Origin of the sequence: Alteromonas antoniana, from assembly GCF_019249295.1 — a bacterium.
GTDB classification, from domain to species: Bacteria; Pseudomonadota; Gammaproteobacteria; order Enterobacterales; family Alteromonadaceae; genus Alteromonas; species Alteromonas antoniana.
In genome coordinates this window covers 1-16717 of the sequence record NZ_JAESDH010000034.1, presented here as the reverse complement: position 1 = coordinate 16717, position 16717 = coordinate 1, and the positions used below count along the sequence as shown (strand labels likewise).

General features: G+C 50.4%; 13 protein-coding genes. All 13 read left to right on the top strand.

From position 1 onward, the window contains the following. Window positions 1-32 precede the first annotated feature (32 nt). The 13 genes from phoR to JKP77_RS19825 all read left to right on the top strand — a co-directional run bounded on the left by phoR (window position 33) and on the right by JKP77_RS19825 (window position 16617). A complete protein-coding gene (phoR, locus tag JKP77_RS19885) occupies window positions 33-1334 on the top strand; it encodes a phosphate regulon sensor histidine kinase PhoR (RefSeq protein ID WP_218312925.1) in 1302 nt (433 codons plus the stop codon). Continuing rightward, entirely contained in the window at window positions 1331-2305 is a 975-nt protein-coding gene (locus tag JKP77_RS19880) for a PstS family phosphate ABC transporter substrate-binding protein (RefSeq protein ID WP_218312924.1), read from the top strand. Before phoR ends, JKP77_RS19880 begins: the two co-directional genes overlap by 4 nt. Continuing rightward, a complete protein-coding gene (locus tag JKP77_RS19875) occupies window positions 2298-3209 on the top strand; it encodes a 2OG-Fe(II) oxygenase (protein WP_218312923.1) in 912 nt (303 codons plus the stop codon). The genes JKP77_RS19880 and JKP77_RS19875 overlap by 8 nt, the downstream gene beginning before the upstream one ends. A 107-nt stretch (window positions 3210-3316) precedes the next feature. After that, window positions 3317-6100: a hypothetical protein gene (locus JKP77_RS19870; RefSeq protein ID WP_218312922.1), complete on the top strand. Its 2784-nt coding sequence runs from the start codon at window positions 3317-3319 to the stop codon at window positions 6098-6100. Window positions 6101-6222: 122 nt separating this feature from the next. Then, a complete protein-coding gene (locus JKP77_RS19865) occupies window positions 6223-8871 on the top strand; it encodes a TonB-dependent receptor domain-containing protein (RefSeq protein WP_218312921.1) in 2649 nt (882 codons plus the stop codon). A 179-nt stretch (window positions 8872-9050) separates the two neighbouring features. Then, window positions 9051-9809, top strand: a complete 759-nt coding sequence (locus JKP77_RS19860; RefSeq protein ID WP_218312920.1) for a DUF3450 domain-containing protein — start codon at window positions 9051-9053, stop codon at window positions 9807-9809. 13 nt (window positions 9810-9822) lie between these two features. Beyond that, window positions 9823-11187 carry a MotA/TolQ/ExbB proton channel family protein gene (locus tag JKP77_RS19855; protein ID WP_218312919.1) on the top strand — a complete coding sequence of 455 codons (1365 nt, stop codon included), beginning with the start codon at window positions 9823-9825 and terminating at the stop codon, window positions 11185-11187. Window positions 11188-11189: 2 nt separating this feature from the next. Further along, on the top strand, window positions 11190-11711 hold the full coding sequence (locus JKP77_RS19850) for a MotA/TolQ/ExbB proton channel family protein (protein WP_218312918.1): 522 nt from the start codon (window positions 11190-11192) through the stop codon (window positions 11709-11711). A gap of 31 nt (window positions 11712-11742) precedes the next feature. Beyond that, complete coding sequence (locus tag JKP77_RS19845; RefSeq protein ID WP_218312917.1) at window positions 11743-12150, top strand: ExbD/TolR family protein; 408 nt, start codon at window positions 11743-11745, stop codon at window positions 12148-12150. Between the two features lie 3 nt (window positions 12151-12153). Beyond that, window positions 12154-12762 (top strand): energy transducer TonB, encoded by a 609-nt coding sequence (locus JKP77_RS19840; RefSeq protein WP_218312916.1) that lies wholly within the window; start codon window positions 12154-12156, stop codon window positions 12760-12762. Between the two features lie 65 nt (window positions 12763-12827). Continuing rightward, window positions 12828-14093, top strand: coding sequence for a tetratricopeptide repeat protein (locus JKP77_RS19835; RefSeq protein ID WP_420840082.1), 1266 nt, complete (start codon window positions 12828-12830; stop codon window positions 14091-14093). 277 nt (window positions 14094-14370) lie between these two features. After that, on the top strand, window positions 14371-15216 hold the full coding sequence (locus tag JKP77_RS19830) for a substrate-binding periplasmic protein (protein ID WP_218312914.1): 846 nt from the start codon (window positions 14371-14373) through the stop codon (window positions 15214-15216). 285 nt (window positions 15217-15501) lie between these two features. After that, a complete protein-coding gene (locus JKP77_RS19825; protein ID WP_218312913.1) occupies window positions 15502-16617 on the top strand; it encodes a TonB family protein in 1116 nt (371 codons plus the stop codon). The last annotated feature ends 100 nt before the right edge of the window (window positions 16618-16717 follow it).

The following is a 16717-nucleotide window of genomic DNA, read 5'->3' as shown; positions in this document are numbered from 1 at the left end:
GCTAATTTCCGGACAACAGGCGTTGCTGCATTATGTATTATCCGTTCTCATGGTTGAGAAGCCTAATCCGCCTGGCGGTGTATCTGGTTATCTTCGCCCTGGTCGGACTCTATCTGGATGACATGCTGTTCGCCGTCGCGCTGGGCGCTACTGTATTACTTATTTTTAATTACTGGCATTTGTACAAGCTCAACCGCTGGCTGTGGCACAGTCGCAAGATGTCGCCACCGAGTGTGCGTGGTGTTTGGGAGCATATCTACGAAGGTATCTATTATCTGCAGCGTCGCAACCGCAACAAGCGAAAGGAGCTTGGTGAACTGGTCAAACGGTTTCGTGAAGGTTCCGAGGCGCTGCCTGATGCCGCCGTGGTGGTGGATGCGAAAGCCTGTATCATCTGGTGTAATCGTCTGGCGCGCCTGGAACTGGGATTAAAGTGGCCGGCTGATGCCGGTCGCAGGCTGGATAATCTGATTCGTCACCCGGAGTTCATTGAGTACTTCCATGCCGGCGATTTTAAGTATCCCATCGAGGTGCCCTCGCCCACAAACCCGGCAAAAACCTTTGAATACCGGATCATGCCTTACGGTGAAGAGCACCTGTTGCTGGTGGCCCGGGACGTCACCCGGGTTTCTCAGTTAGAAGAAATGCGTAAGGACTTTGTCGCGAATGTGTCCCACGAACTGCGCACACCGCTAACTGTCATCAATGGCTACCTTGAGCTGATCCCCGCAGATGAAGACGATCCGTTTATGCAAAAGGCCATGACGGAAATGTCTGCACAAACTAAGCGAATGCAAAACCTGATTGAAGATTTGCTGGTGCTCTCCCGGATAGAAGCCAGTTCGGAGCGTATTTATGAGAACGTCGTGGATATGCCAGCGATACTGGCTCAAATCGAGCGCGAGGCGCAGGCGCTGAATGCCGAAAAAGGACATACGCTGCGTTTTCATGTCGACCCGGCGCTACGGGTGTTTGGTGTCGAAACAGAATTGCGCAGCGCCTGCTCAAATCTGGTGTTTAATGCGGTGCACTATACGCCATCCGGAGGAAGTATTGACGTCTATTGGCAAAAGCAGCACAGAGATGCCCGCTTTGCTGTTCAGGATGACGGCGATGGGATTGCGCAGGGGCATATTAACCGTCTGACCGAGCGTTTTTATCGGGTGGATAAGGCACGCTCAAGAAAAACCGGTGGCTCGGGGCTGGGGCTGTCAATTGTCAAACACGTGCTGAGTCATCATAACTCCCAACTTGATATTACCAGCACGGTAGGCGAGGGCAGCACGTTTTCATTTATCCTGGACGAAGAACTGATTGCGGAGCAGAACAAATGAAGCGATGTCGCGAAGTCATACTACAATCGTTTGTACTGTTTTTTTGCCTGAGTAGCGCCAGCGTAATGTCTGAAGAAACGGACGAGCAGGTTCCCCGCTATGAACGTAAACCCGGCGTGGCAGGAAAGATTACCTCGGTGGGATCGGATACGCTGGCCAACCTGATGACGTTCTGGTCGCAGGAATTTCGTGAGCTGTATCCACAGGTGAAATTTCAGATCCAGGCGTCTGGATCCTCAACTGCGCCGCCAGCGCTTACCGAAGGCACGGCTACGCTGGGTCCAATGAGCCGTGAATTAAAACCAAGCGAACGCCGCGATTTTATTCGTGCCCATGGGTACCCGCCGTTGGTACTGCGTGTAGCCATGGACGCTATCGCCATTTTTGTGGAGAGACGAAATCCCCTTGAAGGGCTGACACTGCAGGAAGTTGATGCGATTTTTTCTGCTACTCAGTTTTGTGGTGCGCCGGCCCCCGTTACGCACTGGAATCAGCTTGGCTTACGCGGGCCAGATTCGCAGGCTCCCATCCGCTTATTCGGGCGTAACTCGGTTTCGGGTACGTACGGGCTGTTTAAGATTGACGCGCTGTGTGACGGTGATTTCCGCAAGACCGTTAATGAGCAGCCGGGTTCGGCATCCGTGGTGCTATCGGTAGGATCGAGTATCGGCGCAATGGGATATGCGGCATACGGATATAAAACGGCTGGGGTTCGCGCATTGCCGATTGGCCGCGATGCGGACAACCTGATCCCTCTCACCATGCAAACCGTGCGTAATGAAACCTATCCTTACGCCCGTTTTCTCTATCTGGTGGTGAATAAAGCACCGGATGAGCCGCTGCCCACGCTTGAGCGTGAGTTTTTGCGCTTTGTCTTGTCCAGGCAGGGGCAGCAGCAAGTGCAGCGGGACGGATACTTTCCTATCCGTGAAGACGTGCTACTGCGTCAGCGCCGGATCATCGATGGCTGATTGTTACCCGGGGGCTCATGTTACCCAATCTACGTTACCGCCGCCCTGGGATACCTGGCTGAAGGAAGCGTTTATCAATGGGGTGTTGCCGGATAAAATTGTCGAGATGCTGTATAACGAAGGCTTTACGCCGGCTCAGCTGCAGAAAGCAATGGGCTCACGCTATCCAGACAATATTTCGTTACGGGAAACAGCTGCTTTTTATAAAAAAGCGGCAGAGCCGGGTTTTTTAGAGAGAAAAGACAGGCGTCAGGTAAAACAGTATGCGAACGTGCCGCTTTTTACTGTGGATGACGTATTCTCAGAGCAGGAGTGCAGTCAGATTGCGTCCATCGCATTGTCTCAACTCGCCCCTTCCAGAATCGTCGCTGAGCAAACCGGCGAGTTTGCCCGTTTCCGGACATCTCAAACCTGTTTTATGCAACGAACCAAGGATCCGTTCGTCGACGTCATTGAAGACAGGTTATGGGAGTTGGTGTCGCCTCAGGTAGGCGGTTGCGAGACGGTGCAGGCGCAATATTATCAGGAAGGCGGAGAGTTTAAGCCTCATTGCGATTTCTTTGCACCCGGCAGTGAGTCATATAAAAAGCTGGGCCGCAGCGGCGGACAGCGTACCTGGACCTGCATGGTGTATATCAAAGCCCCCGTGTCCGGCGGCGAAACCGTATTTACCGAATGGGATATCAGTATTACACCCAAGGCGGGCATGGCTGTCATATGGAACAACCTTTACCCGGATGGACAGGTAAATTTTAAAACCAAACATCACGCCATGCCTGTTCTGGCAGGCGAAAAGCTTATCTTGACCAAGTGGTTTAGAATCCGAAAATATAATCAAAATCAAAGGGTTCGGAATAATGGCAAGCGAACATCAAAACCGGTAGCACACTATTTGAACAGGTAATGTGAAAGTTTTGTGACAGTTCGGTAATGTAACATTTGTGTCATTTACCTTAGGTAAAGTTCCAGCGTTTTCTAAATCCATAAAAAAATCTGCACTTGGAGAAACGAATGGAACTTAAGCACTTATTTCAGGCTTCAGCGATTGCGGCAGCACTCGTACTGGCCGGCTGTGGTGGCGATATCAATATCAGCGAAGGTGATATTGATAACAGTGTAACGAACAACGACAACAGCACCGGTGGTGGTGGTACCCCAACAACGCCTCCTGTAGTAGACGATGAACGCCCGGGTGAGACCAGTTCTTTCTTAAGTGGACAAGTTTCAGACGCATTCGGTACTGACGTAGAAGTTCGCGTGCTTTCAGGTCGTTTGACCGACGCAGATGCCGATGAGAGCGGTAATATTGTTCTGACCAACGACACAGTATGGGCGCTTGAAGGTCCGGTATTTGTGGGTAACGACAAAGCGGATAGCGTCACACTGGAAATCGAAGAAGGTACCATCGTATTCGGTCGTACTGGTGCAGACTACCTGGTAGTCAGCCGTGACTCTGCCATCGAAGCGATGGGTACTGCTGATAGCCCGGTTATTATGACCTCTTATAATGACGTTATCGGTGACGAAGTTGGCGCCGGCCAATGGGGTGGTGTGGTTATTCTTGGTAATGCCCCCTCAACAAAATGTCCAACCGACGGTTCTGACTGTGCGCTGCAGGTTGAAGGTGCAGAAGAAGGTGCAGTATTCGGCGGTACTGACGAAACCGATAGCTCAGGTATCCTGAACTACGTGGTTGTGAAATATGCAGGTTTTGAAATCGCTCCTGACAACGAGCTGAACGGTATCACGTTTGGTGGTGTAGGTTCAGGTACAGAAGTGGACTACGTACAGGTTCACGGCAACGCGGATGACGGTGTTGAGTTCTTCGGTGGTACAGTTAACGCAAAACACCTGGTATTGACTGCTAACCAGGACGACTCAGTCGACTGGGATAACGGTTATAAAGGTAAAATTCAGTACGTTTACGTACAACACGCCTCAGATAACTCCGATGCCAACCGTGGTATTGAAGGCGACGGCGATGGCGGTGACGGCCTTGAGTTCTCTCAGCCTATGGTTGCTAACATGACCGTTGTGGGTAACACGTTTGACACTGAAGATGCTGACTCTGAAGGTCTGCTGCTTCGTGATCAGACTGGCGCACATCTGATGAACTTCCTTATCACTGGCCCGGAAGGCATGGGCGAGTGTTTAGAAATGGATACCGACGACACGGTTCAGGCTAACCTGTCTGACGGCGATCTGACCATGACATATTCTGTCATCGCATGTAGCGAACCTTTCAACTCTCCGGAAGGCGCGGTTGACCTTGAAACCTGGTTTACTGATCAGGAAGGCAACCAGCTTATCGCATTCGAAGACCGCGCTAATCTGGGTCTTAACATTGACGGCTCACTGACTTCAGAAAGCATGCTGCTGACTGCTGGTGGTGACGCATCAATGATGGATACGTTCTTTGAAGCCAACACCTTCGTAGGTGCTGTAGGTGAAGACGACTGGCGTCAGGGATGGGCGTTTGGTTTCGGTGGCGGTACTATCGAACTGGTTGAAACCACGTCTGGCTGCCCGGCCGGCACTACCAACATTGCATCTGTCGATGGTTCTACCACGACATGTGAAATCTCCGGTACCATTACTTCTGATCTTAAATTAACAGAAGGTAACCTGTACGCGCTGTCTGGCGCAGTATTCGTTGGTGGCGATAAAACTGACAGCGCGGTACTAACAGTTGACCCAGGTGTAACGGTTTACGGTAACTCAGGTAACGACTACCTGGTGGTTAGCCGTGACTCGCAAATTATCGCCAACGGTACCGCAGACGACCCTATCACATTCACTTCACGTGACCACGTTATTGGCGGCCTGGAAGCCGGTGAAGCTGGCCAGTGGGGCGGTATGATTATTCTGGGTAACGGTTACTCAACTAAGTGTCCGCAAGACGGCTCTGACTGTTCACTACAGGTTGAAGGTGCACAGGAAGGTGCAGTATTCGGTGGAAGCAACAACGAAGATAACTCAGGTGTGCTGCGCTATGTTCGCGTTATGCACGGTGGTTTCGAAATCGCACCGGATAACGAGCTTAACGGTATCACTTTCGGTGGTGTCGGTTCAGGTACTACGGTTGAGTACGTGCAAGTGCACAAGAACGCCGATGACGGTGTAGAGTTCTTCGGTGGTGCAGTTAACGCAAAATACCTGACCTTCACTGGGGTTCAGGATGACTCAGTAGACTGGGATAACGGCTACATGGGTAAGCTGCAGTTCGTACTGGTTAAGCACGCAGGTGATAACTCTGACGCCAACCGCGCGATTGAAGGTGACGGTGACGGCGGTGACGGCACTGAGTTCTCTAACCCAATGGTTGCTAACATGACGGTTATCGGCAACACCTTTGACACAGCAGACGCTGATTCAGAAGGTATCCTGCTGCGCGACCAGACTAACGCACAGCTGTACAACATCCTGGTTACTGGCCCTGCTGGCATGGGTGAGTGCTTCGAGGTTGACCTAAGCGACGGTGATACTACTGCACTGGGCAACATGGACGGCACAAACACGCCGCAAATGGTAATGCAGTCTTCAGTACTGGCTTGTGAAGAGAACATCAACAACTCAGGCGATTTCGACCAACAAGCATGGTTCACAGCGCAGGATAACAACAGCCTGCTGGACAACACTGCCACTGTTCTTGACGGTATCTACACAGTAGACACCACAACAGCGACAGATGTGTCTACACTGGACAGCTTCTTCATGTCAGTTGACTTCATCGGTGCGGTGAAAGATGCAGACAATGACTGGACAGCTGATTGGACAGTAGGTCTGGAAGACTAAGCTCCCGCTCTACTAACCTGCATTTAAGGCAAGTACGTTGCGGAGTGTGACGTACTTGCTTTTTAAGTATATAAGACACGGTTTTCACACCGTGAGAGAAATCGCTTTCAAAGAGGTTAATCATGAACAGACCTGCTAACAGGTTTTTTCTAAAGCCGATCAGCCTGGCCGTAGTAGCAGGGCTTCTTGCCCCGGTTACGCCAGCCTTCGCTCAATCTGATGAAGATGAAGTGATTGAGGAAGTTGTTGCCACCGGAACCCGACTTAAAGGGACGGCAACAGCGGTAATGGAAGAACGGAAAAACCAGGCATTCGTTGCAGATATCATGGGTGCGGAGCAGATTTCCCGTACCGGTGACAGCGATGCCGCATCCGCACTTCGACGTGTCACGGGTTTGACACTGGTTGATGGCAAATTCATTTATGTGCGTGGTCTGGGTGAGCGTTATTCATCAACACAGTTGAATGGATCTATTGTTCCCAGCCCGGATCCAACCCGTAACGTTATTCCACTGGATTTATTCCCGTCAGATATTATCGAAAGCCTGTCGGTACAAAAATCCTACTCACCGTCTATGCCTGCATCGTTCGGTGGCGGTAATGTGGATATTCGTCTGAAGTCTATTCCTTCAGAGATGATCTTCAATTTAAGTGCCAATTTAGGTTACAACACCGAAAATTCTGGCGATGTGCTGGATTATCAGGGCGGTGGCCGCGACTGGTTTGGTGAAGATGATGGCACCCGCGCAGCGCCTGTTGCTATTCAGGATCGTTGGGAAAGCAAACAGTTCCTGGACAACCTGGATCCTGAAGAAGCACTGGACCTGTTTTCACAGGTAAAACGCGATTACGGCCCGCTGGAAGAAAGTGCAGATCCGGATATGGGTCTGAACATGACGGTGGGTAACAGCTTCGATTACAACGATGACTGGCGTTTTGGTTTTCTGGCCACTGCCGGATATGATTCCGAAACCCGCGCATCGGAACAATACGAGCTTCAGGATCCGGATCGCATCGGAGATGACATTACGCTGGTGCGTTATTTCGATGATATCCGTGGCACAGAGCGCACGGTTAAGTGGTCATCTCTGCTGACGTTAGGGATTGATTACAACCGCCAGCATCAAATCGATTACAGCATTATTGCGCTGAACGATACCCGCGATGAAATTCGTGAGAAATTTGGTAACACCGAAAACCTGAGTCTTAGTGAAGGTGTTCGTATTCGCGATATTGACGTTGAATATGAAGAACGCACGCTTTACACCAATCAGATAAAAGGGATGCATACGTTCCCAGAGCTTAACTTTATGGGCTTTGACTGGCGCTGGTCTGAAGGTCGCTCGATTCGTAATGCACCAGGCAATATGGAAGCACGCTTTGTTATCGCCGATGACAACGAAGACGGCTTTTATGACCCGGCAACAGAAGGCTCTTTGCTTGATGCACAGACCGCAGCGCGTTATTCCTTCCAGACACTGCACGACCGCCTGGAAAACTACGGCTATAACTTCACACTGCCTTACACCATGGGTAAGTGGGAAACCGAGTTTAAGTTCGGCGCGGATTTCGTATCAAAAGCGCGGACTGCTGAGAACCGCCGGTTCGATGTAAACACGCTGGGTTTCGAGAATCGTGAGTTTCTTGAAGGCAGCATTTTCGGTGATATCTTCAGTGATGAAAATCTCGCCGGTGCTGAGCTGAACAACCGTCCTGTGCTACGTGACACCACCATCGCAGGTGATGATTACGTTGCTGCACAGAAAGTCGATGCCTATTACTTCGAAGCGGACTTTTTCTTCGATAACAAATGGCGTTTCACTGGTGGTGTACGCTGGGAAGATTTCCGTCAGGTTGTTGCTCCGCTGGATCCGCGTACCAACCAGTTCGATTTGAACGATGAAGCGGACCGCTCACAGCTGGCCTTCCAGGAAGATGATTTCTACCCAGCGCTGGCGATAACGTACTTCCTGAAAGACGATATGCAGCTACGTGCGAGTATTGGTCAGACCGTGGTTCGTCCTGATTTGCGGGAAGTGTCTTCATCGACGTATATCGATCCGCTGACTGACTTCCCGATTGCGGGTACGCCAGGTCTGGAGACTACCGATATTATCAACTACGACCTGCGTTGGGAATGGTATCGCGAGGCGGGTAATAACCTGTCGGTTGGCCTCTTCTACAAAGACATGGATGCGCCGATTGAATCCGTACAGTCACCTGCACAGGATGGTCCGCCACTGATTCGTATTGCTAACGCCGAGACAGGTGAAGTGTACGGTGTGGAAGTGGAGTTCCTGCAAGGGCTGGAGGTGTTCGGAGACGGCATCTGGGATAACCTGTTTACCTCCGGTAACATCACAGTCAGTGACTCGGAAATTGTGCTGGACCGTCAGAACATCGTCGATCAAACCGGGGTGTCTGCAGCCATCACTAACACCGAACGTCGAATGACGGGTCACTCTGAGTACGTGGTTAACTTCCAGGTTGGCTACGATTCCGATAACGGGGAACACTCCGCATCCGTGGTCTACAACGTTTTCGGTGAGCGTATCCTGATACCCGGTATCGACGGTTTCGACGATAGCTTCGAGCAACCGTTCCACTCACTGGATGTGGTGTACAAGTATTATCCTGACTTTAATACCACCGTTACATTCAAAGTGCAGAATATTCTGGACGAGCAAAAAGAACTCACGTTTGAAGATACGCTGCTTCGTTCAGAAACCAAAGGCACAAGCTTTAGCTTAACCTATAAGTATGACTTTTAAATAAATTTTACTTTTTAAAGGGCCGCGCTACGCGGCCCTTTTTTTATGGGGTTACGGGGTGTTTTGCGCCGTGTTTTATGACAACCATGTAATAAAACTGTCACAGAAAACTCCTATCCTACGCGCAGAATTTGATAGGTCGGGTATCCCGATTTCTTTTAACAGTAAGGTTTGAATGTATGAAGCTTTTCAACTCGTTGCTGATAGCCGGTGCGCTGGTAGCGACACCTGTTATGGCACAAGACGATGAAGTCTTAAAACCCGTTGTCGATGAAGCTGCAAAGATTAATGAATCTGCCGCGAAGTCGCAGGAAAAAATCAACAACATTACCGATCAGATTGGTTCGAAACTTCAGCAATTCAAAACGTTGAACAAAGAGATTGAAGGTCTGGAAGTTTATAACGCTCAGCTGCAAAAGCAGATAGACAACCAGAACCAGGAAATGGCAGACCTCAACGCCGCGATTGATGAAGTGTCTGTGGTAGAGCGTCAAATCACACCGCTGATGATCCGCATGATTACCGGCCTTGAGCAGTTCGTAGAGCTGGACGTACCCTTTCTGGCCGAAGAGCGCGCTAACCGCATCGCCGACTTAAAAGCCATGATGGACCGCGCCGATGTAGCCACCTCTGAAAAGTTCCGTCGTGTGATGGAGGCTTACCAGGTTGAGATGGACTATGGCCGCACCATGGAAGCCTACAGCGGCATCCACAGTATCGACGGTCAGGAGCGTGACGTAGAGTTTTTACGGTTAGGTCGTACCGCACTGATTTATCAAACTCGTGACGCCAGCGAACAAGGCGTGTGGAACAAGCAGACCCGTCAGTGGGAAGAGCTGGACAGCAGCTACCGCACCCAGATTACAAAAGGTCTGCGCATGGCCAAGAAACAACTTGCGCCGGATATGTTAATGCTGCCAGTGGCAATCACAGACTAAGAGGTTGATGGATATGTTTAACACTGTAAAACGAATCGCTGTTGGTCTGGCTGCCCTAAGCATCAGCGTAAGCGCAATGGCGCAAAATGACCGTGCCCTGGACTTAGACGCGTTATTGAAGCAACTGGAAGAAGGTCAGTTCGCGCAGTCTGAGCAAAACAAACAACGTGAGCAGGACTTCATGCAGCAGCGCGCCGAACAGGATCGCATGCTGGAAGAAGCGCGTCAGACGCGCAACAACCTGCTGGCGCAGTCTGAAAGGCTGGAAACTCAGTTTGAAGAAAACGAATTCAAACTGGCTGACTTAAACGGTGCCCTGGATAACCGCTTAGGATCACTTAAAGAACTGTTTGGCGTGCTTCAGCAAGTCGCTGGCGACACCAAGAACAAATTCTACAATTCAATGATTTCTGCACAAATCCCGGGGCGTTCAGACTTCCTGGATCAGATGGCACAGGACATGGGCTCTAGCTCTAAACTGGCGTCTATCGAAGAAATCGAGCGTGTATGGTTTGAAATCCAGCGCGAAATGACCGAATCAGGCAAAGTGACTAAGTTCGAGACACCCGTGGTTGAAGCCGGTGGCGAGAAGGTTGCCAAAGAAGTGGTTCGTGTAGGCCCGTTCGCGTTGGTTTCCGATGGTAAGTATCTGGAGTACAACGGCGTAACCGGTACGGTATCGGAACTGGTTCGTCAGCCTGCTGACCGCTACATGGACTCGGCTGCAGAACTGCAGGCGTCAAGCGGTGAACTGGTTGAGTTTGGTATCGACCCGACTGGCGGCTCTATCCTGGGTCTGCTGGTACAGGCACCTAACTTACAAGAGCGTGTAGAACAAGGTGGAACGGTAGGGTACATCATCCTCATCGTCGGCGCGTTTGGTCTGCTGTTGGCAATCGAGCGTCTGATTACGCTGACAATTATCCGTACCAAGGTGAACAAGCAGCTGAAATCAAAAGAAATCAAAACCACTAACCCGCTTGGCCGCGTGCTGAAAGTACGTGATGAGCATCCGAATGCCGATGTTGAGGCTCTGGAGCTTCATCTGACCGAAGCGATTCTGGGTGAAGTGCCGAAGCTGAGCCGCAACCTGACTATTATCAAGATCATCTCTGTGGTAGCACCGCTGATGGGTCTGTTAGGTACGGTAACCGGTATGATTAACACCTTCCAGGCGATTACCCTGTTTGGTACCGGCGACCCGAAACTGATGGCTGGCGGTATCTCTACCGCACTGGTAACGACGGTACTGGGTCTGGTGGTTGCGATTCCGATGACGCTGCTATACGCCATGCTGAATACGCGTAGCAAGAACATCGTTTACATTCTTCAGGAGCAGGCTTCAGGCGTTATCGCTGAGCGCGCAGAGCGGAGCTAATCATGACTATCGAGTTTTTGGAAGCAATTCGCGATTTCACCGAGTCCGGAGGTCAGGTTCTCCTGGCCATCGGCGTGCTGATATTCGTCATGTGGCTTTTGATCCTCGAGCGTGCGATGTACCTGCTGATTTGGCATAAACAGGCAAAGAAAGACGCGATCAACACGTGGAATGCCCGCGATGATCGCTCCTCCTGGATTGCATCACAGGTACGTCAGAAAACGATTTCACAGCTTACGATGAAGCTAAATGGCAGTATCCCGATCATTCAGGCGCTGGTGGCACTGTGTCCACTACTGGGTCTGATGGGAACCGTAACCGGCATGATTGAAGTGTTCGACGTTATGGCAATTTCCGGTTCTGGTAATGCCCGTTCGATGGCCTCCGGGGTGTCTAAAGCCACTATCCCCACCATGGCCGGTATGGTTGGCGCGTTGTCTGGCGTATTTGCCGCAACCTGGCTGAACCGTACAGTGAAATCAGAACGCACGCATCTTGAGGATGCATTGGTAATTAAACGTTAATGCCAGATGGCGTTAAGGTAAGGATTTTAATATGAAGCAGCATTTTCAAAACCTGGTAGATGAAGAAGAAGCAAACATCGATATGACGCCGATGCTGGACGTTGTATTTATCATGCTGATCTTCTTTATCGTCACCGCGTCGTTTGTGAAAGAGGCAGGTATTGATGTAAACCGTCCCGAAGCCGCCACAGCGGTGAAAAAAGACCGTGCGAACATCCTGATTGCGATTTCTGATACCGGTGAAATCTGGATCAATAAACGTCGCATAGACGTTCGAGCAGTCCAGGCCAATATTGAGCGTCTGCACGCCGAAAACCCGCAGGGTACGGTCGTGATTCAGGCAGATAAGAAGGCCACCACGGAAACCCTGATTAAGGTGATGGATGCATCGCGTGCCGCCGGGGTTTACGACGTTTCCATTGCCGCGCAAGAGCCATAAGCCATGCCACGATTTATCATTGCATTTATCGTTTCTCTGGGCATAACGCTGGGTTTGTTCTTCCTGATGTCATCGCTGATTAAGATGGGTGGAAGTGCGCTGACCGAGCCGCCGCAGGGAAGCGTGCTGGACTTTGTCCGGGTGAAAGAGGAAGAGCTGGTCGAGAAAAAAGACCGTAAGCCCAAAAAGCCACCAAAGCCAGACCAGCAACCACCACAAATGGAACAGCCGCAAATGGACTCGCCTACACCGAATGCCGAAGGTTCAGGTATGGACTTCGCGGCTGACGTGGGTGACGAGATATCACTGGATGGTGGTCTTGCGCTGGAATCCGGTGATGGCGAATATCTGCCTATCGTGAAAGTAGCGCCGGTGTACCCTCGCCGTGCACTTCAGCGTGGTATCGAAGGCTTTGTTATTGTTGAGTTTACGGTAACCAGGCAAGGTGCGGTTCGCGACCCCATCGTAGTAGAGGCGAACCCGGAAGGGATTTTTGAACAGGCTGCCATCGATGCTGCCATGAAGTTCAAATACAAGCCACGGGTTGTTAATGGTGAAGCGACCGAAGTGTCGGGCGTACAAAACCGTATCACCTTCCAGATAGACGGGTAATGAGTATGAAGAAGATGACAGTAAAATCACTCTTCAGCGCATTGGCATTGTCCACCCTGACGCTGATGTCGGCAGGCTCGATAGTGCTGGTATCGGGCCAGGTGCAGGCGCAGGAGCAAAAGGCGAGTGAGAAGAAAACCCGCCGGGTGCCAACGTTGCGCTCAAAGGTATACGAGCAACTTGCGCGAGCACAAGCCGAAGCCGATGATGCGGGTAATGTTGATGAAGCTATCTCAATTCTGAAAGAGGTTGAAGATAAGTCAGACTCAATGAATAGCTACGAAAAAGCCATGATGTATAACTTTTTCGGCTTCATTTATTACAACGACGAGCAGTACGACAAGGCGCTGGACTCCTTCGAGAAAGTGGTCGATCAACAGCCTATCCCGGAAAAGTTCGAAATGACCACGCTGTTCTCGCTGGCGCAGTTGCACCTGATGCAGGGTAACTTTGCCAAAACCATTCAGTTTCTTGACCGTTGGGAAGGGCTTCACGACGGCGCGATCCCCCCGAAGAACAAGGTGTTGAAAGCGCAGGCTTACTACCAGAATAAAGAGTACGAGAAAGCCGCAGACTGGATTTCTCAGGCAGTACGTGAACATGAAGCCGAAGGGATGATTCCCGATGAAGGCTGGTTGATTCTTCAGCGTGCGGTGTACTACGAACTCAAGCAACCTGAAAAGGTAAAAGATGTTCTGGTGAAGCTGGTGAAGCTCTTTAACGAACCTAAGTACTGGACGCAGCTGGCCGGGATGTTCGGTGAGCTGGGTGAAGAGCGTAAACAACTTGCCATTATGGAAGCCGCTTATCAGCAAGGGTATGTTGAGAGCGCAGCGGACATCTTCAATCTTGCACAGCTTTACTACTATCACCGGGCACCTTACAAAGGCGCGCTGTTGATGGAGCAGGCAATGAAAGACGGAGTGCTGGAAGAAAACCTGCGCAACCTGAAGTTTCTTGGCCAAAGCTGGTCACTGGCCAAAGAGCAGGATAAGGCGATTCCGGTGATGATGCAGGCCGCTGAGCTGTCTGACGATGGTGAACTGGATGCACAGGTCGCGCAGATCCTGCTTAATGAAGAGCGCTGGGAAGAAGCTATTGCCTCAGCCGAACGCGCGATTGAGAAAGGTGATCTGCGTAATCCGGGACTGGTCTATCTGGTGAAAGGTATGGCGCTGTATAATCAGGGGCAGTATGCGCTTGCACTCAACGAGCTGGCAGAAGCAGAAAAACATCAGAAAAGCCGGGCGATGGCGCAGCAATGGAAGCAGTTTGTCTCTTCCGAGAAGCAATCTGCAGAGCGTCTTGCAGCCGAACTCGACGCAGACTAGCTGATTAGCGCGCAGTCGAAAAGGTTAGTTAAGTTAATGCGTGCCTGCTGTATATCACAGCAGGCACGGCGGGTTATAGGGCTGTATTCAGGGGTTGTACGTTCTGCGAAATGACAAAGCCAGAGACAGTCATCATGCAGGAGTTTTCCGGGTATGGGCAAACTGACACAGATGCAAAGAGGGAAGATTCATACCTGCGCTATATTTTACAATAGCGTCAGATACGACGCGCATCCTCTGTATAAGTTGACTACATCTGGGTCTCACTTTACTCTGAATGCCTGTTTTTAAAAAATACTCACAACTCCGCCCCCTCATGCTTAAACTTTTGATGCTGGTGCTTTTATTAATGTCTCCGGCCATTCACGCATCGAAGCTACCCTGGCGCATTGTTACAGAACCTTTTCCTCCTTATTTTTCTCCTGAGATGGCAGATAACGGCTGGGTGCACGAGCTTGTTGTGCTTGCACTGCGCAAACAAGGAATAGATGTGACCATTGAGTATGTCGCCTGGTCAAGAGCAATGAGGCTCACAGCGAGTGGCAGTGCGGTAGCGGCAATGGGAGCTTATCGAACCGCACAGCGCGAACAGAATTATTATTACGGTAATGCCATTGGGCAGACTGAAACCGGATTTTTCGGAAAGCGTAGTTTGAGACTGGAAAAACCACTTCAACTCGATAATCTCAAGAACTATATCATTGCCAAAGGGGAAGAATATGTGGTGGTCGAAGGGGTTGAGGACCACCCCGGTTTATCATTTACTCACACCGTGGATTTGGTGACAAGCCTTTACATGCTTCAGGGCGATAGAGTAGATCTCGTTGCCGGGACCAGACAAGTTGGGGAGCATTGGTTACGACACCATCCAAAACTGACAGCAAACCCTGCGTCTGCCACGATTCAGTTTATTGAGCCTGCGATTGCCACGCAAAATATGTATATGATTTTTGGCAAGGCGCTAACGGGTAACGATAAAAGAGTGCGTCTATTTAATGAGGCAATGGCTGGTTTCGTTTTGACTGGAGAGCTCGCCGACTTGCTCGCCAGGCACAAGTTGCCTGAGTCAGACAGACAACGCATCAGGCTATTTTTGCAGGAGCAATTTGGGCCACAAGACTAATGCCACAGCACAGCGCATAGACTCGCTTTTTTTAGAGTGATAACGCGATAATCTCGCCAGTCTTGTAAACGGGTTTTGTAAAGCCAGACTTTACGTTGGCTCATGTTTTTAACCTTTCTCGTTTTTTTTCTTTCGTTTCTTAAGGTTAGGCGTACGCATTGTTGCCGTGAGTCTGGTGGCACGGCTATTGGATTTGATCCTGTCTGTCTCGAATGAGCTCCCTGTTTGCATACATTGAGCGTTTCTCTTAGCATGCATAAAACAAATACAAAAAAGGATTTTACTATGCGATTTGCAGTTTCGGGCGTGCTGGCAGCAACATTTCTTAGCGCTGGTGTACTGGCATCAGAAAGCAGTACTTCATTTTCTGACGTATACCGGCAATTTCAACAGGCTAATGCAAATAATGAAATCACCCAGGCGCTGCGTCTCTCAGAGAAAGCACTGACGCTGGGAGAGAATAAGTTTGGCAAGGAAAGCGAAAACGCGGCCATGCTCAGGTACACCTACGCAAATATGCTTGCTATCAACAAACACCATGAGCAGGCGCTGTCTGTTTATGATGACGTGTATGATAACTATGAGAGCTTGTACGGTGAGGACGCTGAACAAATGATCCAGCTGGCACTGAGCGTTATCACCTACTACAACGCCATGCCACATCACGTCAAAATAGATGAGATAAACCAGGTAGACAAATACTTCGACAACCTGTTGGACGCGCTGGAAGACAATCAGACCCTGCAGGATAAGCAGCGGGCGGCACTTTATCACGAAGCGATGATGACCATTAGCAAAACCGGTAACATCCCGCTTCGTGCGGTGGAGATGAACAGCTTTGCCAGGCGCGGTGTCGAACTGATAGAAGCGACCTGGGGCAGTGAAGATGTGCGTACTGTGGAAGCGAAGTTTTTACAGGCGCGGATCTATGAGCTTAACGATAAAGACAGCCATGCTATTGACCGTTACGAAGAAGTGGCAGAGATCCTGGATAGTCGGGTTGCATTTTCTCACCCTTACGCGCTGGCGTCGCACGCGAAGCTGGTGTCGTTACTGGAAAGTCGCGGCGAATCTGAGCGGGCAACCAAACATTGTATCGCAATAGGGAAAATGTCGCCGTGGGATCCCAATCAGGAGCAAGAGCCGTTATACCGTAAGAACCCAGAGTATCCAATGAGTTATGCCCGCCGCGGCAAAGAAGGGTGGGTCAGGCTGAGTTTTGATATTAGCGAATACGGGTTTGTTGAAAATATCACAGTACTTGAGAGCAGAGGCGGCGCGTTGTTTGCCAATGAGGGCCTGAAAGCACTGGAGCAGTGGCGGTATGCCCCGAAATTTGAAAATGGCAAGCCGGTTGTGGCAAAAGAGCTTGTCGTTCAACTGGATTTCGAGCTGATGTAATTATGCGGTAATGCTGCATTGCAGAGACTGTGAAATTTTCTGTGTAAGTGGCTATTTATCATAGTGATACACGGTCACTGTACATAATCATAAACTGACT

Excerpts from the sequence above, each read along its gene's own strand:
- phoR (WP_218312925.1), top strand. The coding sequence starts at position 33 with ATGTATTATCCGTTCTCATGGTTGAGAAGCCTAATCCGCCTGGCGGTG.
- JKP77_RS19880 (WP_218312924.1), top strand. The coding sequence starts at position 1,331 with ATGAAGCGATGTCGCGAAGTCATACTACAATCGTTTGTACTGTTTTTT.
- JKP77_RS19875 (WP_218312923.1), top strand. The coding sequence starts at position 2,298 with ATGGCTGATTGTTACCCGGGGGCTCATGTTACCCAATCTACGTTACCG.
- JKP77_RS19870 (WP_218312922.1), top strand. The coding sequence starts at position 3,317 with ATGGAACTTAAGCACTTATTTCAGGCTTCAGCGATTGCGGCAGCACTC.
- JKP77_RS19865 (WP_218312921.1), top strand. The coding sequence starts at position 6,223 with ATGAACAGACCTGCTAACAGGTTTTTTCTAAAGCCGATCAGCCTGGCC.
- JKP77_RS19860 (WP_218312920.1), top strand. The coding sequence starts at position 9,051 with ATGAAGCTTTTCAACTCGTTGCTGATAGCCGGTGCGCTGGTAGCGACA.
- JKP77_RS19855 (WP_218312919.1), top strand. The coding sequence starts at position 9,823 with ATGTTTAACACTGTAAAACGAATCGCTGTTGGTCTGGCTGCCCTAAGC.
- JKP77_RS19850 (WP_218312918.1), top strand. The coding sequence starts at position 11,190 with ATGACTATCGAGTTTTTGGAAGCAATTCGCGATTTCACCGAGTCCGGA.
- JKP77_RS19845 (WP_218312917.1), top strand. The coding sequence starts at position 11,743 with ATGAAGCAGCATTTTCAAAACCTGGTAGATGAAGAAGAAGCAAACATC.
- JKP77_RS19840 (WP_218312916.1), top strand. The coding sequence starts at position 12,154 with ATGCCACGATTTATCATTGCATTTATCGTTTCTCTGGGCATAACGCTG.
- JKP77_RS19835 (WP_420840082.1), top strand. The coding sequence starts at position 12,828 with ATGTCGGCAGGCTCGATAGTGCTGGTATCGGGCCAGGTGCAGGCGCAG.
- JKP77_RS19830 (WP_218312914.1), top strand. The coding sequence starts at position 14,371 with ATGCCTGTTTTTAAAAAATACTCACAACTCCGCCCCCTCATGCTTAAA.
- JKP77_RS19825 (WP_218312913.1), top strand. The coding sequence starts at position 15,502 with ATGCGATTTGCAGTTTCGGGCGTGCTGGCAGCAACATTTCTTAGCGCT.